Origin of the sequence: Vibrio gelatinilyticus (assembly GCF_022836845.1) — a bacterium.
GTDB lineage: Bacteria > Pseudomonadota > Gammaproteobacteria > Enterobacterales > Vibrionaceae > Vibrio > Vibrio gelatinilyticus.
Map to the genome: position 1 here is coordinate 21,872 of NZ_JAJNNZ010000017.1, position 16,082 is coordinate 37,953.

At 44.6% G+C, this 16,082-nt stretch carries 17 protein-coding genes; 14 read left to right on the top strand and 3 right to left on the bottom strand.

Annotated features, from left to right (window positions below):
* Nucleotide 1: 1 nt before the first annotated feature.
* The 3 genes from recF to dnaA all read right to left on the bottom strand — a co-directional run bounded on the left by recF (nucleotide 2) and on the right by dnaA (nucleotide 3,686).
* The gene (gene recF / locus LNL84_RS16700; protein WP_244358775.1) at nucleotides 2-1,081 is read right to left on the bottom strand and encodes a DNA replication/repair protein RecF; all 1,080 of its coding nucleotides are present in this window, start codon (nucleotides 1,079-1,081) and stop codon (nucleotides 2-4) included.
* Between the two features lie 14 nt (nucleotides 1,082-1,095).
* Nucleotides 1,096-2,196 carry a DNA polymerase III subunit beta gene (dnaN, locus tag LNL84_RS16705; RefSeq protein ID WP_244358777.1) on the bottom strand — a complete coding sequence of 367 codons (1,101 nt, stop codon included), beginning with the start codon at nucleotides 2,194-2,196 and terminating at the stop codon, nucleotides 1,096-1,098.
* An 86-nt stretch (nucleotides 2,197-2,282) separates the two neighbouring features.
* The gene (dnaA, locus tag LNL84_RS16710) at nucleotides 2,283-3,686 is read right to left on the bottom strand and encodes a chromosomal replication initiator protein DnaA (protein ID WP_244358778.1); all 1,404 of its coding nucleotides are present in this window, start codon (nucleotides 3,684-3,686) and stop codon (nucleotides 2,283-2,285) included.
* A gap of 395 nt (nucleotides 3,687-4,081) precedes the next feature.
* Here dnaA and LNL84_RS16715 point away from each other — a divergent pair, with 395 nt between their 5' ends.
* The 14 genes from LNL84_RS16715 (at nucleotide 4,082) to LNL84_RS16780 (ending at nucleotide 16,076) form a co-directional block, all read left to right on the top strand.
* Nucleotides 4,082-4,843 (top strand): amino acid ABC transporter substrate-binding protein, encoded by a 762-nt coding sequence (locus LNL84_RS16715; protein WP_244358779.1) that lies wholly within the window; start codon nucleotides 4,082-4,084, stop codon nucleotides 4,841-4,843.
* Between the two features lie 96 nt (nucleotides 4,844-4,939).
* Nucleotides 4,940-5,611, top strand: a complete 672-nt coding sequence (locus LNL84_RS16720) for an amino acid ABC transporter permease (RefSeq protein ID WP_244358780.1) — start codon at nucleotides 4,940-4,942, stop codon at nucleotides 5,609-5,611.
* Nucleotides 5,608-6,345 (top strand): amino acid ABC transporter ATP-binding protein, encoded by a 738-nt coding sequence (locus LNL84_RS16725; protein WP_244358782.1) that lies wholly within the window; start codon nucleotides 5,608-5,610, stop codon nucleotides 6,343-6,345. The genes LNL84_RS16720 and LNL84_RS16725 overlap by 4 nt, the downstream gene beginning before the upstream one ends.
* 207 nt (nucleotides 6,346-6,552) lie before the next feature.
* Nucleotides 6,553-6,687, top strand: a complete 135-nt coding sequence (gene rpmH, locus LNL84_RS16730; RefSeq protein WP_009600312.1) for a 50S ribosomal protein L34 — start codon at nucleotides 6,553-6,555, stop codon at nucleotides 6,685-6,687.
* Between the two features lie 9 nt (nucleotides 6,688-6,696).
* Nucleotides 6,697-7,053: a ribonuclease P protein component gene (gene rnpA / locus LNL84_RS16735; protein ID WP_244358784.1), complete on the top strand. Its 357-nt coding sequence runs from the start codon at nucleotides 6,697-6,699 to the stop codon at nucleotides 7,051-7,053.
* Nucleotides 7,020-7,277, top strand: coding sequence for a membrane protein insertion efficiency factor YidD (yidD, locus tag LNL84_RS16740; RefSeq protein WP_244358786.1), 258 nt, complete (start codon nucleotides 7,020-7,022; stop codon nucleotides 7,275-7,277). Before rnpA ends, yidD begins: the two co-directional genes overlap by 34 nt.
* Nucleotides 7,278-7,279: 2 nt before the next feature.
* The gene (gene yidC / locus LNL84_RS16745; RefSeq protein ID WP_244358788.1) at nucleotides 7,280-8,899 is read left to right on the top strand and encodes a membrane protein insertase YidC; all 1,620 of its coding nucleotides are present in this window, start codon (nucleotides 7,280-7,282) and stop codon (nucleotides 8,897-8,899) included.
* Between the two features lie 98 nt (nucleotides 8,900-8,997).
* Entirely contained in the window at nucleotides 8,998-10,359 is a 1,362-nt protein-coding gene (gene mnmE / locus LNL84_RS16750) for a tRNA uridine-5-carboxymethylaminomethyl(34) synthesis GTPase MnmE (protein WP_244358789.1), read from the top strand.
* 10 nt (nucleotides 10,360-10,369) lie between these two features.
* Nucleotides 10,370-10,804, top strand: a complete 435-nt coding sequence (mioC, locus tag LNL84_RS16755; RefSeq protein ID WP_244358791.1) for an FMN-binding protein MioC — start codon at nucleotides 10,370-10,372, stop codon at nucleotides 10,802-10,804.
* Nucleotides 10,805-11,281: 477 nt separating this feature from the next.
* Nucleotides 11,282-13,177 carry a tRNA uridine-5-carboxymethylaminomethyl(34) synthesis enzyme MnmG gene (gene mnmG, locus LNL84_RS16760; RefSeq protein ID WP_244358793.1) on the top strand — a complete coding sequence of 632 codons (1,896 nt, stop codon included), beginning with the start codon at nucleotides 11,282-11,284 and terminating at the stop codon, nucleotides 13,175-13,177.
* Nucleotides 13,174-13,806, top strand: a complete 633-nt coding sequence (gene rsmG, locus LNL84_RS16765; RefSeq protein ID WP_244358795.1) for a 16S rRNA (guanine(527)-N(7))-methyltransferase RsmG — start codon at nucleotides 13,174-13,176, stop codon at nucleotides 13,804-13,806. The genes mnmG and rsmG overlap by 4 nt, the downstream gene beginning before the upstream one ends.
* Before the next feature lie 13 nt (nucleotides 13,807-13,819).
* Nucleotides 13,820-14,593 carry a ParA family protein gene (locus tag LNL84_RS16770; RefSeq protein WP_244358797.1) on the top strand — a complete coding sequence of 258 codons (774 nt, stop codon included), beginning with the start codon at nucleotides 13,820-13,822 and terminating at the stop codon, nucleotides 14,591-14,593.
* A 20-nt stretch (nucleotides 14,594-14,613) separates the two neighbouring features.
* A complete protein-coding gene (locus LNL84_RS16775; RefSeq protein ID WP_244358799.1) occupies nucleotides 14,614-15,495 on the top strand; it encodes a ParB/RepB/Spo0J family partition protein in 882 nt (293 codons plus the stop codon).
* A 191-nt stretch (nucleotides 15,496-15,686) separates the two neighbouring features.
* The gene (locus LNL84_RS16780; RefSeq protein ID WP_244358873.1) at nucleotides 15,687-16,076 is read left to right on the top strand and encodes a F0F1 ATP synthase subunit I; all 390 of its coding nucleotides are present in this window, start codon (nucleotides 15,687-15,689) and stop codon (nucleotides 16,074-16,076) included.
* The last annotated feature ends 6 nt before the right edge of the window (nucleotides 16,077-16,082 follow it).

The following is a 16,082-nucleotide window of genomic DNA, read 5'->3' on the forward strand; positions in this document are numbered from 1 at the left end:
TTTATCCTTGCTCTATTGTGCCATGTTCCACATGAAACATCTTGCCATTTTCGTCGATCATGTCGACAACCTGACTTTCGGTAATAGAGCTTACAAAAACTTGAGCCTTCGTCTGTTTTAAGTAATCCGCTAAGCGTTTACGACGTTGACTATCTAATTCTGAAGCAAAGTCATCTATCAAATAAATGCTCTGCTTTCCGGTTAACTGAGCGAGATGTTGGCCTTGCGCCAAACGCAAAGCACACATCATCAACTTCAATTGACCACGAGACAACACATCCTCTACGGGCGTATTGTTGACCTTAATTCTTAAATCGGCTTTGTTGGGACCGCTAAACGTATATCCAAGCGACTGATCACGCTCGAAGTTTTTTTCTAGCAACGCATCATAAGACGTGTCTTTATCCCAGCCGCGGTAATAACCGAGTTTAATTTCAAACTCGGGTAAAAATGCTTGGCACATTTCTTCTGCCAACGGTTGCATTTGAGCAACATAAGCACGCCGCCAGCTGTCTATTTGTTCAGCCAGTTGCGCTAACTGACGATCCCAATACTGCATTTCTCGATAGCCCAATGCATTTTTGAGTAAGGCATTTCGTTGTTTGTTGAGCCGCTTAAATCGACCCCAAGCTTCATAAAACCCCACTTCGGAGTGAAAAACGCCCCAATCAATAAAAGCACGTCGGTGCTTTGGCCCATCGGTCAATAAATCAAACCCTTCGGGATGAATCAACTGCAGCGGTAGCACTTGCGCTAACTGTGCCAGTTTTTGCCCAGATTGACCGCCTATTTTAACCTCTGTTGAGCCATTGCGCTGCTTATTAATGCCAATTGGTAGCTCAAATTGATCCGAGTTCAAAAAACGGCCATGAATAAACAGTTCTGGGCACTCATTTTGAATCACTCGGCTGGTGAGCGAGCTCTTAAATGAGCGACCATGACCCAGCATATAAATCGCTTCGAGCAAGCTGGTTTTGCCACTTCCATTAGGGCCAATAATAAAGTTAAAGCCTGTAGATAACTGAATATCACAGGCTTTAATATTACGAAATTGCTGAACGACTAATCGCGTTAGAGGCATTATTCGTCTCTAACTTACAAACGAATTGGCATCACCACATACATGGCACTGTCATCTTCGCTATTTTCTATCAATGCGCTGGCATTGGCATTCGACATAGAAACCCTAACCTTCTCACAACGTAAGGTGTTGAGGACATCCAATACATAAGAAACATTAAAACCGATTTCTAGAGCATCGCCCTGATAGCTAACATCCAGCATTTCTTCGGCTTCTTCTTGCTCTGGGTTGTTGGCAGTTATGCGCATTTCGCTGTCAGCAAGATTGACCCGAACACCGCGAAATTTTTCATTCGACAATATAGCGGCACGGGAAAAAGCTTGGCGAAGTTCATCGCACCCAGCTTCTAAAAACTTGTCGGTATTTTGAGGTAATACGCGGCGATAATCGGGAAAACGGCCATCAACTAACTTGCTGGTAAAGACAAAGTTGTTCACTTCGGCGCGGATATTTGAGCCACCGATTTGTAGCGTTACAGGTTGCTCTGGCGCATCAAGCAGTTTGGATAGCTCTTGAACCCCTTTACGAGGAACAATGATCTGCTTTTGTTCGAATGCACTTGGTAGCAACACCTGAGACACCGCCATACGGTGACCATCAGTCGCAACACTGCGCAGCGTGGTGTCTTCTATCTCAAACAGCATACCGTTGAGGTAATAGCGCACGTCTTGATTCGCCATCGAAAACTGGGTCTTATCAATCAGCCCTTTCAGTTCGGCTTGAGTGACCGTGACCTCAGCTTCTTGGTGCCAGTCTTCAATATTAGGAAAATCACTAGCAGGTAGTGTCGACAACGAGAAGCGACTACGCGCTGAACGTACTTGAACGCGGTCCCCTTCCAATACAATGGTGATTGTCGACTCATCAGGAAGTCCACGACAGATATCAAGAAACTTGCGCGAAGGCACTGTAATACTGCCCGCTTCAAAATCACTTTCTAAGGCGATTTTACCTATGAGTTCAACTTCCAAATCAGTCGCGGTTATGGACAAAACACCATCGGCGACTTTAATCAGCAAATTACCTAAAATCGGTAAGGTGGGACGACCACCTAGAGCACCAGAGACCTGCTGAAGTGGTTTAATAAGATGTTGACGTTCAATAGTAAATTTCATAGATGACTCTTCGCAAACGGGGCATTCCATGCCACTCAATTTCTTGATATTTCTAACTAGGGATAATTATAGTGATTGTCTATTGATTAGGAAGACAGCGTACGAATTAAGTTAGAGTAATCTTCTTTGATATCATGGCTCTCTTCGCGCAACTGAGCAATCTTACGACACGCATGAAGAACCGTCGTATGGTCGCGACCACCAAAAGCATCACCGATTTCAGGCAAGCTGTGGTTGGTGAGTTCTTTGGCGAGAGCCATAGCAAGTTGTCTTGGCCTGGCAACAGAGCGCGAACGACGTTTAGACAAGAGATCGGCCATTTTTATCTTGTAGTACTCGGCCACCGTTTTTTGAATATTGTCGATAGTGACAAGCTTTTCTTGCAGCGCAAGAAGATCTCGCAACGCTTCACGAACAAAATCAATGGTAATCGGACGACCAGTGAAGTTGGCATTGGCAATAACGCGGTTTAATGCTCCTTCAAGCTCACGAACATTCGAACGCAGACGCTTGGCAATGAAGAAAGCCACTTCATCGGCCAGATGAATTTGGTGGTCTTCAGCCTTTTTCATCAAGATGGCAACGCGCGTTTCAAGCTCTGGCGGCTCGATAGCAACGGTTAAACCCCAGCCAAAGCGAGATTTAAGGCGGTCTTCTACCCCATTAATTTCTTTAGGGTAACGGTCAGAGGTCAGAATGATTTGCTGGTTGCCTTCAAGTAGCGCATTAAAGGTATGGAAAAACTCTTCTTGAGAACGCTCTTTATTGGCAAAGAATTGGATATCATCGATAAGCAATGCATCAACACTGCGGTAATAACGTTTAAACTCTTCGATGGCATTATTCTGCAGCGCTTTTACCATATCCTGAACAAAACGCTCTGAGTGCATGTACACCACTTTAGCGTTAGGCTTGTTATCCACAATCGCATTGCCCACTGCGTGCAATAAGTGAGTTTTACCTAAACCAGTCCCGCCATACAAAAACAATGGGTTATATGCAGCTCCAGGGTTATCAGCCACCTGACGAGCAGCGGCTAGTCCAAGTTGGTTCGATTTACCTTCAACAAAATTGTTGAACTTGTGCTTCATATTCACATTTGAGCGGTGGTTAATATCGACGACTTCAGTCTCATTGTCCCACGTTTTATGAACAGGCTGACGAGCTTGTAATCGAGCAGGGCCGGATGACTCCGCAGCGACATCAGCTGCAGTACGCACAGGTTTTGGTGGTGGAGCAGATACAGGACGGCTACCGACTTCGAATCGTAGATTAGGTACGTCATGGCCACAGTATTCCATCAGTAATCGGTTAATACTGTTGAGATATTTATCGCGAACCCAATCCAAAACAAATCGGTTTGGCGCAAATAAAGTCAAGGTATTGTCATTGAGCTCGGCTTGTAGGGGTCTTACCCACATACTGAATTCGGTAGCTGGTAGCTCTTCTTGAAGCTGTTGCAGACACTGCAACCAAAGCGAAGATGACACGATGCCCTCACTCTATTTATTGGAAATGGGAAAGATTGCTAATTTTACCTGTTGATAACCAAGATCGCTAGTAAATGATCGTCATTCCGGTGAATAAGATCTAAGTTATTCACAAATTTGCGCACCGATTTGGCTAGATCCCCACAAGCAACCCTTATTTTACTCACATTTTCATTCACAATTACGCGATCAAAGCTGAACTAACTACGATCTCGATAAAGTCGTAAAGCTGTGTATAGTTCGGTGTTTAAACTGTTATTGTATAAACTATCAACAACATTATTAATTAGCACAAAATCAACCCTTACTTGGTTATGGATAATAACAACTGGTTATTATCCATAACGTGTCAATAGACAGTAACATCTCACCCCATAAATAGGAGGAGTTGTACTATGAAAACCTGGATGAAAAGTATTTTGACTGTCATTGCTCTATCAGCATCGATGACACAAGCAGTTCACGCTGCCGCACAAGAAGTAAAAGTCGGCATGTCTGGGCGCTATTTCCCATTCACATTCGTCAAACAAGACGAACTACAGGGCTTTGAAGTGGATTTGTGGAATGAAATAGGCCGCCGCAATGACTACAAAGTTGAATATGTTACAGCCAGCTTCTCCGGTTTGTTTGGATTATTGGAAACAGGACGTATCGACACCATTTCGAACCAAATCACCATGACGGATGCGCGCAAAGCTAAATACCTTTTTGCAAACCCTTATGTCGTTGATGGTGCCCAAATTACTGTGCGCAAGGGTAATGACAGCATTCAAGGCCTTGAAGATCTCCAAGGCAAAACAGTAGCAGTAAACTTAGGTTCAAACTTTGAGCAGTTGCTTCGTAGCATTGATAAAGACGGAAAAATCAACATCAAGACTTACGATACTGGCATTGAACACGACGTGGCACTAGGCCGTGCTGATGCCTTTGTTATGGATCGCTTGTCCGCACTAGAATTGATTAAAAAGACAGGCTTGCCACTACAACTGGCTGGGCAACCTTTTGAGACAATTGAAAATGCATGGCCATTCGTCAACAATGATAAGGGACAACAGCTGCAAAAAGAGGTGAACTCAGCACTAGAAGCCATGCGAGCCGATGGCACGCTTAAAACCATCTCTGAGAAATGGTTCGGTGCAGATATCACTCAGAAGTAAGTGATCACTTTCTGTTGACGCCCACTACTCTTAGTCGTGGGCGTTTTGTTTTTCTAATCACTATTGATTCGTTGTATAAGTTAAGTTGGATACATTATGGGATTTGATTTTCAATACATGCTAGGCCTAATGCCAATACTCCTTAAGTATCTCGGTACCACTATGGAAATGGCCATTTGGGGCCTACTTTTTTCTTTAGTTCTGGCTGTGATCCTCGCCAATATTCGGGTATTTAAAATTCCGGTGCTGGATCAGTTAAGTCAGCTGTACATTAGCTTCTTCCGTGGTACACCGCTACTGGTACAACTCTTCTTACTTTACTATGGCTTACCACAAGTGTTCCCATTTTTGGTGGGCCTCAACGCCTTTAGTGCTGCTGTCATAGGTCTCACCTTACATTTTGCTGCCTATATGGCAGAAAGCATTCGTGCAGCCATCATTGGTATTGATCGCAGCCAAATGGAAGCGAGCTTATCTGTAGGTATGACGACCAATCAAGCAATGCGCCGAATTATCTTGCCACAGGCAACTCGCGTCGCCTTACCATCGCTCATGAACTACTTTATCGACATGATAAAATCCACCTCATTAGCCTTCACTCTAGGGGTTGCCGAGATCATGGCCAAAGCTCAAATGGAAGCAGCATCAAGCTTTCGATTTTTCGAAGCCTTCTTAGCCGTAGCACTTATATACTGGGTTGTAGTGTTAGTACTCACTCGCATTCAACTATGGGCTGAAAAACATCTCAATAAGGCGTACGTACGATGATCCAATTAAAAAACATTCATAAGTCCTTTGGTGATACGCAAGTACTTAAAGGCATTGATATTGACATCAAGCAAGGTGAAATCGTTGTTGTCATTGGCTCTAGCGGTACAGGAAAGTCCACACTGTTACGCTGTGTAAACTTCCTAGAGCACGCCGATCAAGGCCAGATCTCGATTGATGATGTTCAGGTTGACTGTGCAAACCACAAAAAGTCTGATGTGCTAGCGCTACGCCGAAAAACGGGCTTTGTATTTCAGAACTACGCACTATTTGCCCATATGACAGCCAAGCAAAATATCGCAGAAGGCTTAATCACTGTAAAAGGATGGAAAAAAGACGCCGCTTACCAACGCGCTCAACAAATTTTGGATGATATTGGCTTAGATGATAACGCCAATCAATATCCTGCATCTCTTTCTGGCGGCCAACAGCAACGTGTTGGGATTGGTCGTGCGATGGCACTTCAGCCAGAATTGCTGTTGTTTGATGAACCAACTTCGGCGCTGGATCCTGAGTGGGTGGGCGAAGTTCTCCATTTAATGAAGAAGCTAGCCACGCAACATCAAACAATGCTGGTGGTCACACACGAAATGCAATTTGCCAAAGAAGTGGCTGATAAAGTGATCTTTATGGCCGACGGACACATTGTAGAACAAGGCTCTCCAGAGCAAATTTTCAATCATCCACAGGATGTTAAGCTTAAGAAATTCCTAAAAAACGTCGGGATCGAATAAGGATCCTTGCGCTCTGGCTCACAAAACGTATAATTCGCCAACCGGAATTTTAGTCAAACTGATTATTGACTCTTTGTGAGTCAGTGATTACAATTCCGCCTCTTTGTTGAGAGGCGTCGGATTTCCTCTTTATATAATAGAGAAGAAAATACACCCACGCCGGGTTTGACAAGAACCTAAAACTACTGATCAGTAAAGGTAATAAACATGAAACGCACTTTTCAACCTTCAGTTCTAAAGCGCAAGCGCAGCCACGGTTTCCGTGCTCGCATGGCAACAAAGAACGGTCGCAAAGTAATTAATGCACGTCGTGCAAAAGGCCGTGCGCGCCTTTCAAAATAATTTTCTATTTTGAGTAAGCACGCATTTTATCGGGAGTTACGTTTGTTAACTCCCGAGCATTATCAAAACGTCTTTAAGCAAGCTCATCGAGCAGGCTCCCCCCACTTCACCATCATTGCTCGCAAAAACGACTTATCACACCCTCGACTTGGTTTAGCGGTTCCTAAAAAGCAGATAAAAACAGCTGTAGCTAGAAATCACTTTAAGCGATTGGTTCGTGAAAGCTTTCGTAACAAACAACATGACCTTCCAAGTAAAGATTTTGTTGTAATTGCGAAAAAGAGTGCGCAAACTCTAAGCAACGATGAAACATTCAAACTTCTAGATAAATTATGGCATCGCCTATCTCGCCCTTCGCGTGGTTAGCTATCGGTATAGTCTATCTATACAGATGGATAATTAGCCCCTTAATTGGCCCCCGCTGCCGATTCACTCCAACATGCTCTCTTTATGCAATTGAAGCGTTGAAAGCTCACGGTTTTGTAAAAGGGTGTTGGTTATCAGGCAAACGTCTATTAAGATGTCATCCTTTGAATGAAGGGGGATTTGACCCCGTACCACCAGTCCAAAAACAAGACAGAGATAAATAACGATGGATTCTCAACGTAATATTCTGTTAATCGGTTTGGCTTTGGTTTCTTTTTTGCTGTTTAATCAATGGCAAGCATATAAGAACCCAGCTCCTCAACCGGTTGCACAGACTCAAAGCAGCAGCACTCTACCTGCACCGTCATTTGCTGGCGATCTCGACCCAGCACCTGGTCACGCAGCAGCAGCGAAAACAATTACTGTCAGTACTGACGTATTGACTCTGTCAATCGACACTGTAGGTGGTGACGTCGTTTCTACTAAACTGAACCAATACTCAGCTGAGCTCGATTCAGATGAACCATTTGTGCTACTGAGAAATGAGCAAGGTCATCAGTTTATTGCGCAAAGTGGTCTAGTTGGTCCTCAAGGTATCGATTTAAGCAGCACAAATCGCCCTGCCTACCACGTTTCAGCCGATAGCTATACTCTACAAGACGGTCAAGACGAACTACGCGTTCCTATGAGCTACGAAGCCAATGGACTGACGTACACCAAGACTTATATCTTCAAGCGCAACAACTATGCGATTGATGTGGAATATGCCGTAAACAACACCTCGGGCCAGAACGCGACATTTGGTATGTACGCTCACCTGCGCCAAAGCCTGCAAGATAAAGGCGGCAACATAGCCATGCCGACATACACTGGCGGTGCTTACTCAACACAAGACACTCGTTACAAGAAGTACAGCTTCGACGATATGCAAGATCGTAACTTGTCGCTAAACCTGGTTGATGGCCAGGGTTGGGCAGCAATGATTCAGCACTATTTTGCTGCGGCTTGGATCCCTCGAGATGAGCCGGGAACAAGCCTTTACACTCGCGTGATTGGTAATTCTGGCGATATCGGTATCCGCATGCCAAACAAAACGATTGCAGATGGCCAAAGCGCCACTTTAAAGGCAACGCTTTGGGCTGGACCTAAACTGCAAAACGAAATGGAAGCGACGGCACCAAACCTTGACCTAGTAGTAGACTATGGTTGGCTATGGTTCATTGCCAAACCTCTGCACACGCTTCTATCGTTCATTCAAGGCATCGTCGTAAACTGGGGTCTTGCGATCATCTGTTTGACTTTCTTGGTTCGGGGTGCAATGTACCCACTGACGAAAGCTCAATACACCTCGATGGCAAAAATGCGTATGCTGCAACCAAAACTGCAAGCAATGCGCGAGCGTATTGGTGATGACCGCCAGCGTATGAGCCAAGAAATGATGGAGCTGTACAAGAAAGAAAAAGTAAACCCACTGGGTGGTTGTTTACCTATTCTTCTACAAATGCCTATCTTCATCGCACTTTACTGGGCACTAATGGAATCTGTTGAACTTCGTCATTCGCCGTTCTTCGGTTGGATCCACGATCTATCAGCACAAGACCCTTACTACATCTTGCCTCTACTAATGGGTGCAAGCATGTTCGTTATCCAGAAAATGAGCCCGACGACCGTAACGGATCCAATGCAGCAGAAGATCATGACCTTTATGCCGGTTATGTTTACCTTCTTCTTCCTGTGGTTCCCATCAGGTCTTGTTCTGTACTGGTTGGTATCGAACATCGTGACGCTTATCCAGCAGACCTTGATCTATCGAGCGCTGGAGAAAAAAGGCTTACATTCGAAGTAACCTAAAGCACAATCAATAACAGAAAGGCGGCCTAAATGGTCGCCTTTTTTATTTACCATGATTACAATTCATCTAAAGCAATGCGACTAGGCGATAATATGACAACTGATACGATTGTGGCGCAAGCCACAGCGACTGGACGAGGTGGTGTAGGCATCATCCGAGTTTCCGGCCCACAGGCAGCACAGGTAGCGTTAGAGGTCACAGGTAAGGCTCTTAAACCAAGGTATGCAGAATACCTTCCGTTTAAAGCCACAGATGGCCTCGAACTGGATCAAGGTATCGCTCTCTATTTTCCAAATCCTCATTCGTTTACAGGCGAAGATGTTTTAGAGCTACAGGGGCATGGTGGTCCTGTTGTTATGGATATGCTCATTAAGCGAATTCTGGAAATCCAGGGGCTACGCCTTGCAAGACCGGGTGAGTTTTCTGAGCGAGCTTTCCTTAATGACAAACTCGATCTCACACAGGCAGAAGCGATTGCCGACTTAATTGATGCCAGCTCAGAAGAAGCGGCTAAATCGGCCCTGCAATCATTGCAAGGTGAGTTTTCCAAACGAATCCACGTATTGGTCGAATCCCTAGTCCATTTGCGCATTTATGTCGAAGCTGCCATCGATTTTCCAGAAGAAGAAATCGACTTCCTTGCCGATGGTAAAGTGTCCGCTGACTTACAAACTATTATTGATAACCTTGCTGAAGTCATTAGAGAAGCAAACCAAGGCGCTATTATGCGTGAAGGCATGAAAGTGGTTATCGCGGGTCGGCCAAATGCAGGTAAATCAAGTTTACTCAATGCACTTTCAGGAAAAGACTCAGCCATCGTCACCGACATAGCAGGTACTACTCGAGATGTACTTAGAGAGCATATCCATATTGATGGTATGCCACTGCACATTATAGATACAGCAGGCCTTAGAGATGCCTCAGATGAAGTTGAACGTATCGGTATCGAAAGAGCTTGGGATGAAATTGAACAAGCTGATCGCGTGTTATTTATGGTCGATGGCACCACAACGGATGCTACTAATCCGCTCGATATCTGGCCTGACTTTATGGACAAACTACCTGAAAAGATCGGTATAACGGTGATCCGCAATAAAGTGGATCAAACGAAGGAAGAATTAGGGATCTGCCACGTCAATGATCCAACGCTCATTAGGCTGTCAGCAAAGACTGGACAGGGTGTGGATGCATTACGCGAGCATTTGAAGTCCTGCATGGGCTTTCACGGCGCAAATGAAGGCGGCTTTATGGCAAGGCGACGTCACCTCGACGCCCTTGCTAACGCTGCTGATCATCTAACCATTGGTCAGCAGCAGCTCGAAGGCTACATGGCTGGAGAAATCCTAGCAGAAGAACTTCGAATCACGCAGCAATACCTCAACGAGATCACCGGTGAATTTAGCTCTGATGATCTTCTTGGCCGTATCTTCTCTTCATTCTGTATTGGAAAATAAAAGGATTACAATGATTCACATCATCACAGGAAGTACCTTAGGCGGCGCTGAATATGTTGGCGACCACCTCAGTGATCTCTTAATAGAACAAGGCCTACAAACCGAGATACATAACCAGCCTGATTTGACTGAGATCGGAAATCAAGGGTTATGGCTTATCGTAACCTCGACACATGGCGCTGGTGACTACCCAGATAACATTCAACCTTTTATTCAAGCCTTACAAAATACGCCACCGAAAATGGATGAGGTAAAGTATGCAGTCATCGCCATTGGTGATTCTAGCTACGATACATTTTGCCAGGCAGGTAAACACGCTCACGAGTTACTTCTTGATATAGGAGCAACACCGGTGAGTGACTGTTTCACTATCGATATTCTTGAGCATTCGGTCCCGGAGGATCAGGCTGAAGAGTGGCTAAGAACGCATATTTCACGTCTCTAACCCCAGAACTACATCATCAGAAAGCGGCATTTTGCCGCTTTTTTTACACCTGTGTATAAATTTTGGGGTCAAGCAACGATCTGACCGCTCACATTTTAACCACTTAGACTGTGTATAACTAGTCAAGTAATCAGTGAAGAACCTATAGTTATCCCAATAACAACTTAGCCTCTCTCCCCCCCCTGTGTATAACTAGCCATTTTGATCCCAGCTAATCCTCGATCAGATCAGAGCAAGATCACAAGAAACGATCCACAAAAGATCCATGTCTTTGTTGATCATTTTCGAGTTATCCACAGAAATGGGCGATCCTAATAATAGATCTAATAAAAGATCATATAAATAGATCTTATATTTAATAGATCTCTTGTCTTGATCCAAAAAAACCGAAAAGCGTTTTATCACCGCTTGAAAGGAGGTAGAATATCGCTCCTTTTTGTTTGTCTAATTTCTCTATTGAATACCAGAGGTCGGTTCATGCTTTATCACGAAACATTTGATGTCATTGTTGTTGGTGGCGGACATGCTGGAACGGAAGCGGCACTCGCATCAGCCCGTACAGGACAAAGTACACTTTTACTCACTCAAAACATCGATACCTTAGGGCAAATGTCCTGCAACCCAGCCATTGGTGGGATTGGTAAAGGCCATCTGGTAAAAGAAGTGGATGCTATGGGTGGATTAATGGCTCAAGCCATTGATTACGCAGGTATTCAATTTAGGACGTTGAATGCATCAAAAGGGCCAGCGGTACGAGCAACTCGAGCTCAGGCGGATCGTGCGCTGTACAAAGCGCATGTTCGACACGCTCTTGAAAACACCCCCAACCTGACGTTATTTCAACAATCGGTCGATGATCTTATTGTTGAACAAGATCATGTCCGTGGTGTTGTTACCCAAATGGGGCTTAAAATCCACGCCAAATCCGTTGTGTTGACCGTTGGCACCTTCCTTGGTGGTAAGATACATATCGGCATGGAAAACTTCTCTGGTGGCCGTATGGGCGATCAACCATCAATTGCGTTGGCAGATCGATTACGTGAATTACCATTTAGAGTGGATCGACTGAAAACGGGTACACCGCCACGAATTGACGCTCGAAGTGTCGATTTTTCAAAAATGGAAGTACAACACGGTGATAACCCAACGCCTGTATTTTCATTTATGGGACGTCGTGAACAGCACCCAACACAGATCCCATGTTTTATTACTCACACCAATGAAAAAACGCATGACTTAATTCGTGCCAATTTAGATCGAAGCCCAATGTATGCAGGGGTGATTGAAGGTATTGGTCCGCGATATTGCCCGTCGATTGAAGATAAGGTAATGCGTTTTGCTGACAAAAATAGTCATCAGATTTTCGTTGAGCCAGAAGGCTTAACAACACACGAATTATACCCAAATGGTATCTCGACTAGTCTACCATTTGATGTTCAGATCCAAATCGCACGTTCGATGAAAGGATTTGAAAATGCACATATTGTTCGCCCTGGTTATGCGATAGAGTATGATTTTTTTGATCCTCGTGATCTCAAGCAAACCTACGAAACCAAATTCATCCAAGGTTTATTCTTTGCCGGACAAATCAATGGTACTACTGGCTATGAAGAAGCTGCCGCTCAAGGTCTTATGGCTGGCTTGAACGCGAGCTTATACGCTCAAGATAAACCAGGGTGGAGCCCGCGTCGTGATCAGGCCTACATGGGGGTTTTGATTGATGACCTATCGACCATGGGGACCAAAGAACCGTATCGTATGTTTACTTCTCGAGCCGAGTACCGATTGTTACTACGTGAAGACAACGCGGATATTCGCCTCACCGAAAAGGCGCGTGAATTGGGTCTTGTGGATGATGCTCGCTGGGCACGATTTAATGAGAAAGTCGACAATATGTCCAAAGAACGTCAACGCTTGAAAGACGTTTGGGTGAACCCGAAATCTCAAGGAATTGAGCAGTTAAACGCTCTGCTGAAAACACCAATGTCGCGTGAAGCAAGTGGTGAAGATCTTTTGCGTCGTCCAGAGATCTCATATGAACAGTTAACCTCGTTAGAGACTTTTGCTCCTGCTCTTGATGATCATCAAGCATCCGAGCAGGTAGAGATCCAAGTCAAATATGAGGGCTACATCCAAAGGCAGCAAGACGAAATTGCTAAGTCACTGCGACATGAACATACTCAATTGCCAGCCGAGTTGGACTACAACGATGTAAAAGGCCTGTCGAACGAGGTGATTGCCAAACTGTCTGAAACCAAACCGGAAACGATTGGTATTGCATCTCGAATTTCTGGTATTACCCCGGCGGCCATTTCCATTTTGTTGGTCTATCTGAAAAAACAAGGTTGGCTAAAAAAAGGTGAAACAGCATGAGTTCTTTAAGAGTTTTACTTGATGATCTGCTTCTTCAAACCTCACTCGAGGTCTCAGAAAAGCAACGAGACCAGTTGGTTGGCTACGTAAATCTGTTAAACAAGTGGAATAAAGCGTATAACTTAACGTCAGTTCGTAATCCTGAAGAGATGTTAGTGAAACATATCCTTGATAGCATCGTCGTTAGCGAGCACCTCGAAGGGAACCGATTTATTGATGTGGGCACAGGCCCAGGTTTACCAGGGATCCCACTGGCTATCATGAATCCGGATAAACGCTTCCATCTTTTGGACAGTTTAGGTAAACGCATCCGATTTATTAAACAGGTTTTGCATGAACTAAGAATCGAGAACGTCACAACAGTTCAGGCTCGAGTGGAAGAATTTCAACCTGAGGAGTTGTTTGACGGTGTCTTAAGCCGAGCGTTTGCTTCCATCACGGATATGGTTAATTGGTGTAGACACTTACCAAAATCGCAAGATGGTCGCTTTTATGCTCTAAAGGGCCAACTTCATCAATCAGAGCTTGATGACAGACCCGAGTGGTGTTCTGTGATCGGTATCAAACCTTTGCAAGTTCCTGAGTTGGAAGGTGACCGTCATCTTGTAATCTTATCCGCTAAGGGATAATGGAGAGTGTGTCGTGGGAAAAATTGTCGCTATCGCCAATCAAAAGGGTGGCGTAGGTAAAACTACAACGTGTATTAATCTTGCGGCATCAATGGCTGCGACCAAACGCAAAGTACTGGTCATCGATTTGGATCCTCAAGGGAACGCCACCATGGCATGTGGTGTCGATAAGTACCAGATAGAAACAACTGCTTACGATTTGTTGGTTGAGGAATTACCGTTCGATGACGTAGTTTGCCGTCAGACGACGGGTAATTTTGATTTAATTGCAGCTAACGGTGACGTGACTGCTGCGGAAATCAAATTAATGGAAGTTTTTGCACGTGAAATACGTCTAAAACAGGCATTAGCCCCAATCCGTGATAACTATGATTTCATCTTTATCGATTGTCCACCGTCTTTGAACTTGCTTACAATCAACGCGATGGCAGCAGCAGACTCTGTGCTAGTGCCAATGCAATGTGAGTATTTTGCGTTGGAAGGCTTAACCGCCTTGATGGATACGATCAGTAAATTGGCAGCAGTGGTGAACGAAAACCTCAGAATCGAAGGCCTATTGCGAACCATGTATGACCCAAGAAATCGACTGGCGAATGAAGTCTCAGACCAGTTGAAAAAGCATTTTGGAGATAAGGTTTATCGAACCGTCATTCCTCGAAATGTACGTCTGGCGGAAGCGCCAAGTCATGGTAAGCCAGCAATGTACTACGACAAGTATTCCGCTGGAGCGAAAGCCTATTTGGCTTTGGCCGGCGAGATGCTACGCCGTGAAGAAGTCGTAGCGTAACCATTTAAGGAAAGGTCTCAATGTCGAAACGAGGTTTAGGAAAAGGGCTAGATGCACTGTTATCTACCAGTTCAATAGCACGTGAAAAGCAACAAGTTGCTACACACAGTCAGTCACTCTCTTCGGAAGGAGAGTTAACGGACTTAGCCATCAATAGCTTGCGACCTGGTATTTATCAACCTCGCAAGGATATGGCTGCCGAAGCGCTTGAAGAACTCGCGGCCTCTATTCAATCTCAAGGCATCATTCAACCGATAGTGGTTCGAAGTATTGGTAACGATCAGTTTGAAATCATTGCCGGTGAACGCCGCTGGCGTGCCGCTCGTCAAGCAGGTTTGAGACAGGTACCCTGTATCGTCAAAAACGTTCAGGACCGTGCAGCGATCGCGATGGCGTTGATTGAAAATATCCAGCGTGAAGATCTAAATGCCATTGAAGAAGCACAGGCGTTAGAGCGACTGCAAGATGAGTTCAAGTTAACGCATCAACAAGTGGCTGATGTAATCGGTAAATCCAGAACGGCTGTGAGCAATCTATTGAGATTGAACCAATTAGAGCCGGATGTGAAAAAACTGGTTGAAGGCAAAGCTCTTGATATGGGACACGCCAGAGCACTGTTAGCCCTTGAAGGTGATATGCAGTGCGATGTGGCAAGTACCGTTGCCAAGAAGCAATTAACGGTGCGTCAAACTGAAGATTTAGTGAAAAAGTGTTTAAAACCGAACTCTTCTGAAGAAAAACGGCCAGAAGATGGCGGTGCGATAGAAATTTCAAAGCGACTGAGCGAAATCTTGGGTGCTAAAGTTTCATTAACGCGGTCTGCAAGCGGAAAGTCTAAAGTGACAATAAGTGTTGATGAGCCTCACAAATTAGAGCAACTAATTGCCAAGCTTGAGAGCTAAATGAGATAATTGATGTAGGTCAATTATCGATTAATTGATTTTTTGTGCGAAAGTTATGGTTTTGTGAATAAAAGCGCGGCTTTTTGCTGTGGTTTAATTGCAATAAGTTTAATGAAACGTATAATTTTCGCCAATTTCCCAGCACAGTAGTATTTAGGTGCAATGTGGATATTACTAGAGGTAAAGAATACATGGTAGCGGCGTTGGTAAGGCCTGGACGAGAGCTCGCAAAGCGATTGTTAATAATCCAAGCTAGCGCGGTTACAATAGTGGCGGCTGTTATGGCGATTGCTGTAAATGCTGAGTGGGGACTTTCGGCGCTGATTGGTGGAGGCATATTTGTGTTTGCCAATGCAGTTTTTGCGCTGTTTGCTTTCATGTTTAGTGGAGCTCGAGCCTCAAAACAGGTGATGATCTCTTTCTATGCAGGAGAAGCACTGAAAATCCTTATTACGGTGATTCTATTTTCGGCCGTCTACATGTATGCACGGGTGGAACTTGTTCCCCTGAAACTAACCTATTTGCTGGCACTAGGTATTAATATCTTTGCGCCAGTGCTATTCATTAACAACAAAAAATAGGACGAG